At 65.8% G+C, this 14465-nt stretch carries 10 protein-coding genes; 6 read left to right on the forward strand and 4 right to left on the reverse strand.

Features of this window, described 5'->3' with window-relative positions; all coding sequences use genetic code 11:
- The first annotated feature begins 104 nt into the window (after positions 1–104).
- The 3 genes from secD (at position 105) to PV761_RS19205 (ending at position 5412) form a co-directional block, all read left to right on the forward strand.
- Positions 105–1862: a protein translocase subunit SecD gene (secD, locus tag PV761_RS19195; protein ID WP_028269088.1), complete on the forward strand. Its 1758-nt coding sequence runs from the start codon at positions 105–107 to the stop codon at positions 1860–1862.
- Positions 1863–2885, forward strand: a complete 1023-nt coding sequence (gene secF / locus PV761_RS19200; protein ID WP_347899210.1) for a protein translocase subunit SecF — start codon at positions 1863–1865, stop codon at positions 2883–2885.
- Positions 2886–3018: 133 nt separating this feature from the next.
- Positions 3019–5412: a bifunctional (p)ppGpp synthetase/guanosine-3',5'-bis(diphosphate) 3'-pyrophosphohydrolase gene (locus tag PV761_RS19205; protein WP_028269090.1), complete on the forward strand. Its 2394-nt coding sequence runs from the start codon at positions 3019–3021 to the stop codon at positions 5410–5412.
- 56 nt (positions 5413–5468) lie between these two features.
- On the opposite strand, the gene PV761_RS19210 is transcribed toward PV761_RS19205, so the two are convergent.
- The 3 genes from PV761_RS19210 to PV761_RS19220 form a co-directional block, all read right to left on the reverse strand.
- Entirely contained in the window at positions 5469–6098 is a 630-nt protein-coding gene (locus tag PV761_RS19210) for a hypothetical protein (protein ID WP_347899212.1), read from the reverse strand.
- A gap of 93 nt (positions 6099–6191) precedes the next feature.
- Entirely contained in the window at positions 6192–7883 is a 1692-nt protein-coding gene (locus PV761_RS19215; RefSeq protein ID WP_347899214.1) for a DUF349 domain-containing protein, read from the reverse strand.
- A gap of 61 nt (positions 7884–7944) precedes the next feature.
- Complete coding sequence (locus PV761_RS19220; RefSeq protein WP_347899216.1) at positions 7945–8745, reverse strand: peptidylprolyl isomerase; 801 nt, start codon at positions 8743–8745, stop codon at positions 7945–7947.
- Positions 8746–9000: 255 nt separating this feature from the next.
- Between PV761_RS19220 and hisS the strand changes: the two genes are divergently transcribed.
- Entirely contained in the window at positions 9001–10344 is a 1344-nt protein-coding gene (hisS, locus tag PV761_RS19225; protein WP_347899218.1) for a histidine--tRNA ligase, read from the forward strand.
- Positions 10345–10351: 7 nt separating this feature from the next.
- On the opposite strand, the gene PV761_RS19230 is transcribed toward hisS, so the two are convergent.
- Complete coding sequence (locus tag PV761_RS19230; protein WP_347899220.1) at positions 10352–11608, reverse strand: APC family permease; 1257 nt, start codon at positions 11606–11608, stop codon at positions 10352–10354.
- Positions 11609–11717: 109 nt separating this feature from the next.
- On the opposite strand from PV761_RS19230, the gene aspS reads away from it, so the two are divergent.
- The gene (gene aspS / locus PV761_RS19235) at positions 11718–13499 is read left to right on the forward strand and encodes an aspartate--tRNA ligase (RefSeq protein WP_028269096.1); all 1782 of its coding nucleotides are present in this window, start codon (positions 11718–11720) and stop codon (positions 13497–13499) included.
- A gap of 80 nt (positions 13500–13579) precedes the next feature.
- Positions 13580–14392, forward strand: a complete 813-nt coding sequence (locus tag PV761_RS19240) for a GNAT family N-acetyltransferase (protein WP_347899223.1) — start codon at positions 13580–13582, stop codon at positions 14390–14392.
- Positions 14393–14465: the final 73 nt, after the last annotated feature.

Consider the following 14465-nt stretch of genomic DNA (forward strand, 5'->3'; position numbering starts at 1 on the left):
CGCCAAGTCCCGCTAAGTAGAATTAACGACGGTAGCGGGCTGCCGCCGGAGTGTGAGCGGAGCTCACCCCGGCGGCTCCTCCGTAAACAATAGAAAGATCGACAATGGCACGTACTGGCCCCAAAAACTCAGCACTCAGGGTGCTGGTCTGGCTCGGCGTTATCCTCGCCGTCATGACTGCCGTGCTCGCCGGCGGCTCCATTTCCGGCCAGGCCAGCTGGGCACCAAAGCTTGCACTTGACCTTGAGGGCGGAACCCAGATGATCCTGGCGCCCAAGGTTGAGGGCGGTTCGGACATCAACGAGGATCAGCTCAACCAGGCCGTTGCGATCATTCGCCAGCGCGTGGACGGCTCGGGCGTCGCGGAAGCGGAAATCAGCACGCAGTCCGGCCGCAACGTGGTGGTCAGCCTTCCGGGTACCCCGTCCAAGGAGACCCGCGCCCTCATCCAGGCTTCGGCCGACATGAACTTCCGCCCGGTGCTCCAGGCCGGAGCCGGCGCCGCCGTGCCTACGGAATCCCTGACTCCGGACGACAAGCTGCCCAAGCCGACGGCTGAGCCGGCCAACAGCAGCGACGTCAACTGGGTCACGCCCGAGGTGTACAAGAAGTTCGAGACGCTGGACTGCGACAACCCCTCGCAGGACAAGCAGGAACGCTCGGACCCCGCCAAGCCGCTGGTGACCTGTGAGCCGGCGACGGCCACGTCCCCGGCCATCAAGTACATCCTGGGTCCGGTGGAAGTGAAGGGCTCGAACATCAAGTCCTCGTCCTTCCAGCTGCAGCAGGGCGCACAGGGCGCTGTCACCAACGAATGGGCCGTGAACATCCAGTTCGACGAGCAGGGAACCGCCAAGTTCAAGGAAGTTACTGAACGGCTGTACCAGTTCTTCGTGGCCGCCGGCGGCGAATCGGGCAACGATCCCAAGGCCCAGTTCGCCATTGTCCTCGATGACCAGGTCATCTCCGCTCCGCGCTCCCTTGCGGTGATCACCGACGGCCGTCCCCAGATCACCGGCGGATTCACCGAGCAGTCCGCAAAGGCATTGTCGGACCAGCTGCGCTTCGGTGCACTCCCCATCAGCTTCGAGATCCAGAGCGAGCAGCAGATTTCCGCAACCCTGGGCGGTGAGCAGCTCAAGATGGGCCTGCTCGCCGGTGTGATCGGCCTGCTGCTCGTGGTGGTCTACTCCCTCTTCCAGTACCGGGCGCTCGGATTCGTCACCATTTTCTCCCTTGTGGTGGCCGGAGCCCTGACCTATCTGGCGATTGCCATCCTGGGCTGGACCGAGAACTACCGCCTGTCACTCGCCGGCGTCGCCGGCCTCATCGTGGCCATCGGCCAGACGGCTGACTCGTTCATCGTCTACTTCGAACGAATCCGTGATGAACTGCGCGAAGGCCGCGGGCTCGTCTCCGCCGTGGAAAACGGCTGGAAGCGTGCCAAGCGCACCGTCCTGGCGTCCAAGGCAGTGAACCTGCTGGCAGCGCTGGTCCTCTACTTCGTCGCCGTGGGCAACGTGCGCGGCTTTGCGTTCACCCTGGGCCTGACCGCCATCGCCGACCTAATCGTCGTGTTCATGTTCACCCACCCGACCCTGCAGCTCCTGGCCCGCACCAAGTTCTTCGGCGAGGGCCACCGCTTCTCCGGCCTTGACCCCAAGCGCCTCGGCGCCGTGCCGCTCTACCGCGGTGCCGGCAGGCTCCGCACACCGGAAGAAAAGCCGGGTGTGGTGCGCGCCAAGAACACCGGCGCCGCAGCTGAAGCCGAGCGCCGGATGACCATTGCAGAACGCCGACTGGCGGAAAAGCAGGAGCAGCTTGCCGGTTCCTCCAAGAGCACGTCCAAGGAGGGCAAGTAAATGACCACGAATTTTGCCACGTTCGGCAATGAGCTCTACACGGGCAAGCGCTCGTACAACTTCGTCGGCTCCAAGAAGATCTGGTTCATCATCGCGGCCGTCGCCGTGGCGCTGTCCATCCTCCTCCCGGTGGCCAAGGGCGGATTCAACCTCGGCATCGAATTCCGGGGCGGGTCCGAATTCACTGTCTCCAATGTGAAGACCACGGAAGCGTCCCTCGGCGAGAAAGCCGTCCAGGACGTCGTGGAAGGCAGCATTCCACGCGTGGCCAACGTCGCCGGCAGCACCATGCGGATCCAGACGGACAAGCTCACCGATGACGAAACCCTCCGCATCAAGGATGGGCTGACCACCGCCTACGGTGTCACGGACAACGAGGTGACCTCCACCTTCGTGGGTCCCACCTGGGGTGCTGACGTCACCAAGCAGGCGCTCCTGGGCCTGGTGATTTTTGTCGTCATCGCGGCCGTCCTGATGGCGCTCTACTTCCGAACCTGGAAGATGTCGCTTTCAGCGCTGGTAGGCATGCTCGTGACCATGTTTGTCACAGCGGGCGTCTACGCCCTCAGCGACTTCGAAGTGACGCCGTCCGCCATTATCGGGTTCCTTACGGTGCTCAGCTACTCGCTGTATGACACGGTGGTGGTCTTCGACAAGATCCGCGAGAACACCGCAGACCTTGACGCCTCCACCCGCCGCACGTTTGCCGAAGAGGTCAACCTTGCCGTCAACCAGACGCTGGTCAGGTCCATCAACACGATGATGGTGGCCATTCTTCCCGTGGGCGCCATCCTGTTCATCGGTGCCGGCCTCCTGGGCGCGGGCACCCTGCGCGATCTGTCGCTGGCCCTGTTCGTTGGAATCCTGATCGGCACGGCAGCAACCATCTTCATCGCGGCCCCGCTGTATGCCTGGCTGAGGCAAAGCGAACCCGCGCTGGTCAAGCAGGCAGAGCGCGTTGAACGCCGCCGTAGCGAGTCGGCTGCGAAGGCAGCCGCTGCGCCGGAGACTGCAACAGCCTAAACTGTTCGGCTGCCGAGGGCCGGACTCCGTCATTCGTGACGGGGTCCGGCCCTTCGCATCTGCGTCCCGGTTACGGATGTGTCCTGCCGCGGGAATAGACTGGGATAATTAACGGGTCGTGAGGGGTGCTTCATTGGAAGAACGTTCGACGTCGGCGCCAACGGCCGACGGTGGTGAAGGTCCGGGCCAGGGTCCGCAGACCGGTTTGGTCGCGCCCGGGCACCCGGATGCAGGCGTGCCGGTTGACAGTTCAGGGTTCCGTCCCACCTTCCCCGGACGCCGCGAACGCACCAGGTCCAGGCTGGCGCGGCTGACCGGCCGCGGTACGGCAACGTACTCGCCCATCCTGGAACCGTTACTCCGCACCGTTCGGGCCAACAACCCGAAAGAGGATTTCGACCTCATCCAGCGGGCCTTCGTGGTGGCCGAACAGAGCCACCGGGGGCAGAAACGCAAGAGCGGCGATCCGTACATCACCCACCCCGTCGCGGTGGCCACCATCCTGGCCGAACTCGGACTGAGCGGCACCACCCTGGCAGCCGCCCTCCTGCACGACACCGTTGAAGACACCCCCTACACGCTTGCGGACCTCAAGCGGGACTTCGGCCCCGAGGTCGCCATGCTGGTGGACGGCGTGACCAAGCTGGACAAGGTGAGCTTCGGCGAAGCCGCACAGTCCGAAACCGTCCGCAAGATGGTGGTCGCGATGGCCAAGGACATCCGCGTGCTGATGATCAAACTCGCGGACCGGCTGCACAATGCGCGCACCTGGCGGTTCGTGTCCGCCGAGTCATCGGCCCGCAAAGCCCGCGAAACACTGGAAATCTTCGCACCGCTGGCACACCGCCTCGGGATGAACACCATCAAGTGGGAACTTGAAGACCTGTCCTTCGCGGCGCTGTACCCGAAGGTATACGAGGAAATCGTGCGCATGGTGGGGGACCGGACCCCGGAGCGCGAGAAGAGCCTGAGTGTCATCCGGAACCAGATCACCGACGATCTCCGGACCGCCAAGATCAAGGCCACCATCACGGGCCGGCCCAAGCATTACTACTCGATTTACCAGAAGATGATTGTCCGCGACAAGGACTTCGACGACATCAACGACCTGATGGGTGTCCGCGTCCTGGTGGACTCCGTCCGGGACTGTTACGCCGCCCTGGGGACGCTGCATTCGCGCTGGAACCCGCTTCCGGGCCGGTTCAAGGACTACATCGCGATGCCGAAGTTCAACATGTACCAGTCCCTGCACACGACGGTCATCGGGCCGGGCGGTAAACCGGTGGAAATCCAGATCCGCACCCACGAAATGCACCGCCGCGCCGAGTACGGCGTCGCAGCGCACTGGAAGTACAAGGATCAGCCGAACAGGACGGCCGCCGGCCCCGGCAGCCCCCGCGACGGCGACATGGGCTGGCTTCGGTCCCTGGTCGACTGGCAGCAGGAAACATCCGACCCCGGCGAGTTCCTGGACTCCCTGCGGTTTGAAATCAATGCCCGTGAAGTGTTCGTGTTCACGCCCAAGGGTGAAGTGATGGCACTGCCTGCCGGATCAACGCCCGTGGACTTCGCCTATGCCGTCCACACCGAAGTGGGCCACCGGACCATCGGAGCAAGGGTTAACGGCAAGCTGGTTCCCCTCAACAGCGAGCTCAACCACGGTGACTGGGTTGAGATATTCACCTCCAAGGCGGAGGGCGCCGGCCCCAGCCAGGACTGGCAGCACTTCGTCAAGAGCGCCCGCGCCCGCAACAAGATCCGGCAATGGTTCAGCAAGGAACGCCGCGAAGAGGCAATTGACCGCGGCAAGGAACTCCTGACTAAAGCGATGCGGAAGCAGAACCTTCCCCTGCAGCGCCTGATGACCCATGACGCCCTGGCCGAAGTCGCCGAGCACTTCAAGTATGTGGACATCTCCGGCCTCTACGCCGGGGTGGGCGACGGGCACACGTCGGCCCAGTCCGTCATGGAGCGCCTTGTGGAGACCCTCGGCGGGAACGAGGGCCCGGAGGATGACCTGACCGAGGTCAGCATCCCCACCCAGGTGAGCAAGACGAAGTACTCCGACTCCGGCGTGATCGTCCGCGGTGTGGGGGACGTCTGGGTCAAGCTCGCCCGCTGCTGTACGCCGGTACCTCCGGATCCCATCCTGGGGTTCGTGACCCGGGGATCAGGAGTGTCTGTGCACCGCACGGACTGCACCAATGTCTCCGACCTGAAGGACCAGCCGGACCGCATCGTGGAAGTTGACTGGGCTCCCACCCAGTCCAGCGTGTTCCTCGTGGAGATTCAGGTGGAGGCCCTGGACCGGAAGTCGCTGCTGTCCGACGTCACCAGGATCCTCTCTGAAAATCACGTCAACATCCTTGCCGCCAGCGTGCACACGTCAACGGACAGGGTGGCCATCTCGAAGTTCGCATTCGAGATGGGGGACCCCAAATACCTCAGCCACGTGCTCAGCGCGGTGCGTCGGATCGACGGTGTGTTTGATGTTTACCGGACAACAGGAAACCGGCGCCGCAGCTAACAACGCGTCGGGGGAACCGGCCGCGGCAAAAAACCCGTCGGGGGAACTGGCCGCGGCTATCCGGGCTCGGGCTTTAGGGCCGAGATTATCTCCAGGGCCGCCTTCTTGTGCGGAACCCGGGGCGTGGCCTCGACGGCCAGCGTGAGCAGCCGCAGCCTGACATCAAGCTCAGGGCGTGCCAGCATCTTCCGCAGGGCCGGCAATGCCCTTTCCGCGTCCACGTGCAGGGCGATGTCCAGGGCTGTACGCAGCGGACTGGAAACCATCAGCCCGCCCAGGCTGACGACGTCGAACGGGCCAAGCCTGACTTCGTGCAGGGTGCAACCGCGGGTGGACCTCAAGCTGGAAACCCGGCGGGTGGCATCCACGAGGAGCGCAAGGCGGTCCGGTTCCCCGGCGCAGCCGTAGATCCATGCAGCCGTCATCCTGCCCGCCACGACCCGCTGCCGGATACCCGGCGGGACGGCAAAGGAGGCCGCGCGGGCCCGCAACTGCGGAGTGGCCGCAGTGCCAGGCAGCATGTACCCGCGCTGGTACAACTGGCTCAGGAGGCCGTCCGCGGCCATCGCCTGCAATTCCGGCCACGAGAATACACGGCCGGGCGAATAGAGTTCCGTGGGCCCGGGGACTGCGGGCACGTGGTGCGCCGGCACGGTGCGTGGGGTGAGCGGAGACGAGGTAGCCATTCAGCTATCTTTTCCTGCCGGCTTAAACGGGTACAGGCCCCGTTCCGGATATGTGGATAACCGGAACGGGGCCTGTACTTGGCGCCTGTGTGCTTACGACAGTTCGCTGGCCGAGCGGGAGATCTGGTCAAGCCACGCCTGGCGTGCCTCCAGGGCTTCCTGGGCGGCCTTGATCTTGCGCTGGTCCCCGGCCTTCTCCGCCTTCGCGAGGTCTTCCTTCAGCCCGGCGATGGCGGCTTCCAGCTGCGACAGGGCGCTGTTGGTCCGCGCCTTCGTCTCGGGGTTGGACCGCTTCCAGTTTTCGTCCTCGGCGTGGCGGACAGCGTCCTCCACCTTCCGGAGCCCGGCTTCGATCCGGCCCATGTCCGCACGAGGAACCTTGCCGGCCTCCTCCCAGCGGTCACGGATGGACTGGAGCGCCTTCTTGGCCGTGGAGAGATCCTTGATCGGCAGCAGGGCGTTCGCTTCGACCAGAAGGGCTTCCTTCACGGTCAGGTTCGCGCCGTATTCCTGGTCGATCTCGTCGTTGGCTGCCTGCCGCGAGGTGAAGAAGACGTCCTGAGCGGCGCGGAAGCGCGCCCACAGTGCGTCGTCGTCCTTGCGGCTTGCCCGCGGTGAGGCCTTCCATTCGTCCATCAGGCGGCGGTATTCACCGGCGGCGAAACCCCAGTCTGTGGAGGAAGACAGTGCCTCAGCTTCAGCGATCAGCTTTTCCTTCGCTGCCTTGGCTGCGGAGTTGTTGCTGTCCAGCTGCGAGAAGTACGCCCGGCGGTGGCGGTCGAAGACCGTCCGCGCTGCCCGGAACCGCTTCCAGAGGGCGTCCTCGTTGCTGCGGCCCAGCCGGACGCCGTTCTTCTGCGCCGTCTTCCAGCTTTCGAAGAGTTCGTTCATCCGGGCGCTGGAGGTCTTCCACTGGATCTGCGCGGGATCATGGCCGGAAATTTCTTCCGCCTCCGCAACGATCGCTTCGCGGGCGGCCAGTTCGGCGGCGCGCACGGCGTCGTGTTCGGCCTTTTCGGCCTTTTCCAGTTCCGCAATCTGGGTGGACAGCGTGTCGAGACGGGCCTCGGCCGAGCGGAGATCGCCCACCATGTTCCGTTCGGCGAGCTGCTCGCGCAGGTGCGTCACGGTTTTCTGCATGTCGGTGGTCGGGGCCTTGGAGCTCACCCGCTGTTCGAGCAGGACAATCTGGGCCACCACGTCGTCGTACTTCCGGGCGAAGTAGCCAAGGGCTTCCTCGTCGCTGACGTCCGGGTACTGACCGACGGGGTGTTCCTCGCCGTCGATGGTCAGGAAGACGTGGCCGTCGCCTTCGACGCGGCCCCAGCGTGCGGCTTCGGCCAGGGATGCAGCCGAGGAAACCGGAGCGGGGACGGGAACGGCAGGAGAGGACGCAGCCTTCGGGCGTGCCGCGAAGGCAGCCGGTGAAGGCGCCGGGCGGGCTGCCGGACGCGGAGCCGGCGCCGGCGCGGCGGGAGCGTCGGCCACTGCGGACGGAGTCTCTGCGGCCGGAGCTTCAGCAGGCACGTCAGCCTCTGCGGCCGGAGCCTCTGCAGCCGGAGCCTCTGCAGCCGGAGCCTCGGCCTCCGCCGCCGGAACCTCGGCCGGGGCCTCAACCTCAGCCGCCGGTGCGGAAGTTTCCTGGTCCGCTGACTGCGCATCTGCCGTAGCGTCGGGGGCTGCGTCGTTGCCGGCCGCCTGTGCGTCGTCAACCACCTGAACGCCGGTCCCGGCTTCGTCGGAGGCTGCTGTTACTGTTTCGTCGGATTTCTGACTGTCTGTCACCGCTAAAAGTCTTTCGCTTGGAGGGAAATACCTGCACCCGCAGCGTGGAGGCCGGGGCTGGCTACTTCAGAGAGAACGAGTCTATCGTGACTGGTTCCGCAGGAGCGCCGTCTGTTGCGCTTCCGCCTGTCTTAATACCGCCTGCGGCGATATTTGCCACCACATCAAGGCCGGATGTCACCTTGCCCACTACCGTGTAGCCGCCGGCCTCATCGGCCGGAATGACCGTGTCCTTATAGACGATGAAGAACTGGGTGCCGTTTCCATAGGCGTTGCCTCCGGTCCGCGCCACTGCAATGGTTCCGGCCGGATACTTGTTGTCTGCCGGCGTGTTTTCCAGCGGACCCCAGGTGTACGCGGGGTCGCCCTGTCCGTCACCGGTTTTCGACCCGCACTGCAGGACGCCGAACGTCTCGCCCGTGGTCAGCCGGTGGCAGCTGATCCCGCTGTAGTAGTTCTCGTCGGCAAGGGATTTGAAGACCGCGGCCGCCTGCGGTGCCTTGGTTCCGTCCAGTTCAACGCCCAAAGCCCCGCTGTTCAGCTTGAGCTCGCCGGTAAAGACCTTGCCCGCCGCGGTCTCCGGCTTGGGGATATTGGCGCCGTTTGTGGCCGCCGGCGTCGGTGACGCCGAAGGGCTGGTCAGCCCGGCCTGCGCTGCCGCGTACTCGTCCTCTGAGGGGTTGCTGGCGAAGACGGTGAGTTGAAGGACGACGGCGAGGACCAGCGCCCCGGCGCCCGCCCCGACAGCAAGGAGGTTGTCGCGCCTACGGCGTTTTTCCTGCTGCCGCCGCAGCTCACGCTTCGCTTCCATCTGCAGGATGCGCCGCTTAGCCTCGCGGGCGCTCCGTGAACTGGCCGCCAAAAGTCCTCCTGGGTGTCGGGCCGGCCCGCCGGACGGGCCAAGGGCGACGTCCGGTGTCCGGCAGCAAGCGGCAGGCGGTGCTCCGGGCACCTCCATTAGAAGTTGCAGGCGCCGAAAGCATAAACTGACTGCCGCACATAGTTTATGCATGACTGGCTGGACTCCCGCCCTTACCGCCGCTTTTTGATCACATGGCGGAATCGGATCACCGGGAAGGGTACTCCGGCCTTCTGTTACCTGAGGAGAAAATCCACCATGGCACGCACCGCCTCCCTGTCCGGATTCCCCGAGTGGCTTCCCGAGGAGCGGCTGGTGGAGCTGCATGTGCTGGACACCTTGCGGCGTGTCTTCGAACTGCACGGCTTCTCCTCGATCGAGACCCGCGCAGTGGAAACCGTGGGACAGCTGCTCCGCAAGGGCGAGATCGACAAAGAAGTGTATGGACTCAGCCGCCTGCAGGAGGATGAAGAGGAGTCCAGGGCCGCCAAGGGTGACCACCACGCCCTCGCCCTGCACTTCGACCTGACCGTGCCGTTCGCCCGCTACGTCGTGGAGAACGCCGGCTACCTCGCATTTCCGTTCCGCCGCTACCAGATCCAGAAGGTGTGGCGCGGCGAGCGTCCGCAGGAGGGCCGCGCCCGCGAATTCACCCAGGCAGATATCGACATTGTGGGCGACGGCGAGCTGCCGTTCCGCTACGACGTCGAAATCGCGCTGGTCATCGCCGAAGCCCTCGGCGCCCTCCCGATTCCCGACTTCCGCCTGCGCATCAACAACCGCAAGCTGGCCGAGGGCTTCTACCGCGGGATCGGCCTCACGGACACTGCCGGAGTCCTGCGGAGCATCGACAAGCTGGAGAAGATCGGCCCTGCCAAGGTGGCCGAGCTGCTGAAGACCGAGCTGGGAGCCACTGAGGAACAGGCGCAGGCCGCCCTGAGCCTGGCCGGCATCCGGACCGAGGACACCTCCTTCGTTGAAAAGGTCCGTGCCCTGGGCGTGAAGGACGAGCTGCTGGAGGAAGGGCTGAACGAGCTGGAGCAGGTCATCGCAGCCTCCGTGCACCGTGCGCCCGGCAAGGTGGTGGCGGACCTGAGCATCGCCCGCGGCCTCGACTACTACACCGGAACCGTGGTGGAAACCGTCCTGGTGGGCCATGAACAACTCGGCTCCATCTGCTCCGGCGGGCGCTACGACGCCCTGGCCGGCAAGGGAAACCGGAAGTTCCCGGGTGTCGGCCTCTCCATTGGCGTCACCCGCCTCGTCTCCAGGATCCTGAGCCAGGAACTGGCCCAGGCCACCCGCAAGGTACCCACGGCAGTGCTCGTCGCGCTGAACAACGACGACAGCTGGGGCGCGGCCCAGGATGTCGCCGCGCAGCTCCGCTCCCGCGGGATCTCCACCGAGGTGGCGGCGAAGGCTGAGAAGTTCGGCAAGCAGATCAAGTTCGCCGACCGGCGCGGCATCCCGTTCGTCTGGTTCACGGACGACGACGGCAAGCACCAGGTCAAGGACATCCGCTCGGGCGAGCAGACGGACGCCGACCCCGCCACGTGGACTCCGTCGGACGAGGACCTGTACGTCCGGGTGGTTAACGCCTAAGCGGCCGTCACGGACGCAGCCGCCGCTTCCGGAGGCGCAGCACCAGGAAGCGGCCGGCTACTCCGGCGGCCAGTACGGCCGCCATGCCGGCCACCGAAGCCAGCGGCAACGTGAAAGCCAGGACCAGGCATCCGACAAAACCGGCGGCATTCAGCCAGCGGGGTGCGGTGCCCGGCCGCTCGGCCATGGTGAAAGCGGCAGCATTCGTCACCGAGTAGTAGATCAGCACACCGAAACTCGAGAAGCCCACCACGGTGAGCACATCCGTGGTGACGAGCAGTGCCACCACTGCGGCAGCCACTGACAGCTCGGCGACGACAGGCACGGTGTGGCGGCCGCCCACCCGGGCCAGGGGAGACGGGAGGTCCCGTTCCCGGGCCATAGCCAGTGCCGTGCGGCCCACTCCGGTAATGAGGGCCAGCAGGGCTCCCAGGCAGGCGGCTGCTGCTCCGGCCTGGACGAAAGGTCCCCCGGCGCTGAATCCCGAGAGGAGCACCGCGTCCAGCAGCGGTGACACGGATTCCGCCAGCCGGGCCGGGGAGAGGTGCCAGAGCAGAAGCACGGCAAGGCCCAGGTAGATCACGAAAGCCGCGGCCAGGGCCGCCAATATCGCCCGCGGTATGGTCCGCGCGGGATCCTTGACTTCCTCGCCCAGCGTGGCGATCCGGGCGTAGCCGGCAAAGGCGAAGAACATCAGCCCGGCGGCCGGCAGGATTCCCCAGGCGCTGCCGGCATTTGCCGCCAGGGCGCCGGGTTCCGGGTGGGGGCCGGATAGGCCGGCAACGGCAACAAACACCAGAGTGGCCAGCACGATCCCGAGCAGGATCCGGGTCAGCAGCGCGGTGCGGGTGATGCCCATGAGGTTGACCACCGTGAGTACTGCGACGGCGGCGATGGCCACAGGCGTGGCATAGCCCGGTGCCGCGTAATGGCCGAAGGTCAGGGCCACGGCCGCGCAGGATGCGGTCTTTCCGGTGACAAAACCCCAGCCGGCGATGAAGCCCGGCCATTCGCCCAGCTGTTTGCGGCCGTAAACATACGTCCCTCCGCTGGCCGGGTATTTGGCAGCCAGCTGGGCCGACGCAACGGCATTGCAGTAGGCAATCGCGCCGGCGACCAGCACGGAGACAACCATGAGCGGGCCGGCCAGGGCTGTGGCCGGGGAGAAGACGACGAACACGCCGGCACCGAGCATGGAGCCAAGCCCGATTGCGGTGGCGTCAAGCACTCCGAGCCGGCGCTGAAGCCGTTGATGGGTCTGCACGGCGGAAGGAAAGCCTCTCCAACGGGTAAACTCGAACGGGGCTGTTCCCGTAACGGTCCTATTCAACATCATCTCTGTATTCCTGCTGTCTCCTTCAGAAAGGCGTGCTGTGCTGCGCACACATGACCTCGGATCCCTTCGCTCCGAGCACATTGGACAAACCGTAACCCTGGCCGGCTGGGTGGGCCGGCGTCGTGATCACGGTGGTGTGGCATTCGTCGACCTTCGCGATGCCTCCGGCGTCGCCCAGGTGGTAGTCCGGGAAGAAGAGGTTTTCCACGGCCTCCGCAATGAGTACGTGCTCCAGGTCATCGGGACGGTTTCGCAGCGTCCGGAGGGCAACGAAAACCCGGCCCTGGCCACCGGCCAGATCGAGGTCATCGCGGAGAAGGTGACCATCCTCAACACCTCGGATCCGCTGCCCTTCCAGATCGACGAGCACGTCGAGGTGGGCGAGGAAGCCCGGCTCAAGCACCGTTACCTCGACCTGCGCCGCCCGGGCCCCGCCCGCAACATGCGCCTGCGTTCAGAGGCAAACCGCGTGGCCCGCGAGCTGCTCCACCGCGACGGTTACGTGGAGATTGAAACCCCCACCCTGACGCGCTCGACGCCGGAAGGCGCCCGCGACTTCGTGGTCCCCGCACGCCTCGCACCGGGTTCCTGGTACGCGCTGCCGCAGTCGCCGCAGCTTTTCAAGCAGCTCCTGCAGGTGGGCGGCTTCGAGAAGTACTACCAGATCGCCCGCTGCTACCGCGACGAGGACTTCCGCGCGGACCGCCAGCCGGAATTCACCCAGCTGGACATCGAAGCGAGCTTCGTGGAGCAGGACGACATCATTTCGCTCGGCGAAAACATCGTCAAAGCCTTGTGGCAGCTGATCGACGTCGAAATCCCGACGCCGATCCAGCGCATCACCTACGCCGACGCCATGGCACGCTACGGCTCGGACAAGCCGGACCTCCGCTTCGGCCAGGAACTGACCGAACTGACGGAATTCTTCAAGGACACCAACTTCGGTGTGTTCAAGGCGCCCTACGTCGGTGCCGTGGTCATGCCGGGCGGCGCCTCGCAGGCACGCCGCGCCCTGGATGCCTGGCAGGAATGGGCCAAGCAGCGCGGCGCCAAGGGCCTTGCCTACGTCCTGTTCAAGGAAGACGGCGAGCTGACCGGTCCCGTGGCCAAGAACCTCACGGACACCGAGCGGGCCGGCCTGGCCGACGCCGTCGGTGCCAAGCCGGGCGACTGCATCTTCTTCGCTGCCGGCGAGAAGACGCCCTCCCGTGCACTCCTCGGAGCCGCGCGCGTTGAAATCGGGCACCGCACCGGCCTGATCAACCCCTCGGACTGGGCGTTCTGCTGGGTGGTTGATGCCCCGATGTTCGAGCCCGCCGCTGCCGCGGTGGCCTCGGGCGACGTTGCTGTCGGTGCCGGCCAGTGGACCGCGGTCCACCACGCCTTCACGTCGCCCAAGCCCGAATTCATGGATTCCTTCGACCAGGATCCGGAGTCCGCACTGTCCTACGCCTATGACATTGTCTGTAACGGCAACGAAATCGGCGGCGGTTCCATCCGTATCCACGAGCGTGACGTGCAGGAACGCGTGTTCGAGCTCATGGGCCTGGACAAGGCGGACGCCGAGACCAAGTTCGGGTTCCTGCTGGAAGGCTTCAAGTTCGGCGCTCCGCCGCATGGCGGCATCGCCTTCGGCTGGGACCGCGTTGTCGCACTCCTGGCCGGCGTGGAGTCGATCCGCGACGTCATCGCCTTCCCGAAGTCCGGCGGCGGCTACGACCCCCTGACCCAGGCTCCCGCGCCGATCACCGCGCAGCAGCGCAAGGAAGCCGGCGTCGACTTCAAGCCGGAAGCCAAGAAGGACGACAGCGCCAAGTAGCACCGCATGATCAGCAGCAAAGGCTCTCCGGGGAACCGGGGAGCCTTTGCTGTCCCGCCAGCAAGTGAATGAGGAGTCCGATGGAACGGCAGACGATGCCTGCCCTGGAGGAATTGATGGATGCGGCCTGGCCCGCTCCCGACCGGGAGGAATCCGGCGGCTGGGTGCTTCGCGCTGCGGGCGGCGTGACCCAGCGGGCCAACTCGGTCTGGCCGCGGTCCGAGCCGGCGGGAAGCCTGCACCACCGGATGGTGATGCTGCGGGATGCGCGGGCCTGGTACCGCAGCCGCCGTCTTCCCGTCATCTTCCAGGTCTTCGACGACTCCCGCAGTGCCGCCCTGAACGCTGTCCTCGACGAGGAAGGCTTCACGAGGCAGTCCGAGACCTTGATCCTGGTGCGCGACGCCGGCGCGGCTACCGCAGCCCCAGTGGCGGCACCAGACGCCGGCGTCGAGATTTCAGGGGTCGAGATGTCAACGGAACCGTCGGAGGAATGGCTGCGGCTCTGGTGGAGCGTGGACGGCCGCGGTGGCGAGGAGTCCCTCGCCACCGCCCGCACCATTCTGGAGGGCTGCCGGTCGGCCTACGCTTTGGTGAGGGACGACGACGGCGTGCCGGCCGCCGTCGGACGCCTTGCCGTTCCTTCGGTCGGCGGGGAGGGTGGCCTGTACTGCATGGCCACGCGTCCGGATGCCCGCCGGAGGGGTTTCGGTTCCCGGGTCCTCGCGTCCCTGCTGCGTGAGGGTGAGGCCCGGGGCGTCAGCAGCTACTGGCTGCTGGTGACCGCGGCCAACGCCGGTGCCCGGGAGCTGTATGCCCGTTCGGGCTTCGCGGAAGCCGGCCGCTATTACTACCGGCAGGAGCGGCCGAAGCGGCACCTGACCGGCTGCTAGTGGTGTGTCTCAGTTTTGTTTGATGGCTTCGAGAGCGACGCGGCCGCGGGCGACTTTTTTGAGGATTGAGTCT

The sequence above is a fragment of the Arthrobacter sp. CC3 genome (assembly GCF_039907775.1).
Lineage (GTDB): Bacteria > Actinomycetota > Actinomycetes > Actinomycetales > Micrococcaceae > Arthrobacter.

Coding starts and splice junctions, on each gene's coding strand:
- PV761_RS19210 (WP_347899212.1), bottom strand. CDS start 6,098: ATGGCTACCTCGTCTCCGCTCACCCCACGCACCGTGCCGGCGCACCAC.
- PV761_RS19240 (WP_347899223.1), top strand. CDS start 13,580: ATGGAACGGCAGACGATGCCTGCCCTGGAGGAATTGATGGATGCGGCC.
- hisS (WP_347899218.1), top strand. CDS start 9,001: ATGGCACGCACCGCCTCCCTGTCCGGATTCCCCGAGTGGCTTCCCGAG.
- secF (WP_347899210.1), top strand. CDS start 1,863: ATGACCACGAATTTTGCCACGTTCGGCAATGAGCTCTACACGGGCAAG.
- secD (WP_028269088.1), top strand. CDS start 105: ATGGCACGTACTGGCCCCAAAAACTCAGCACTCAGGGTGCTGGTCTGG.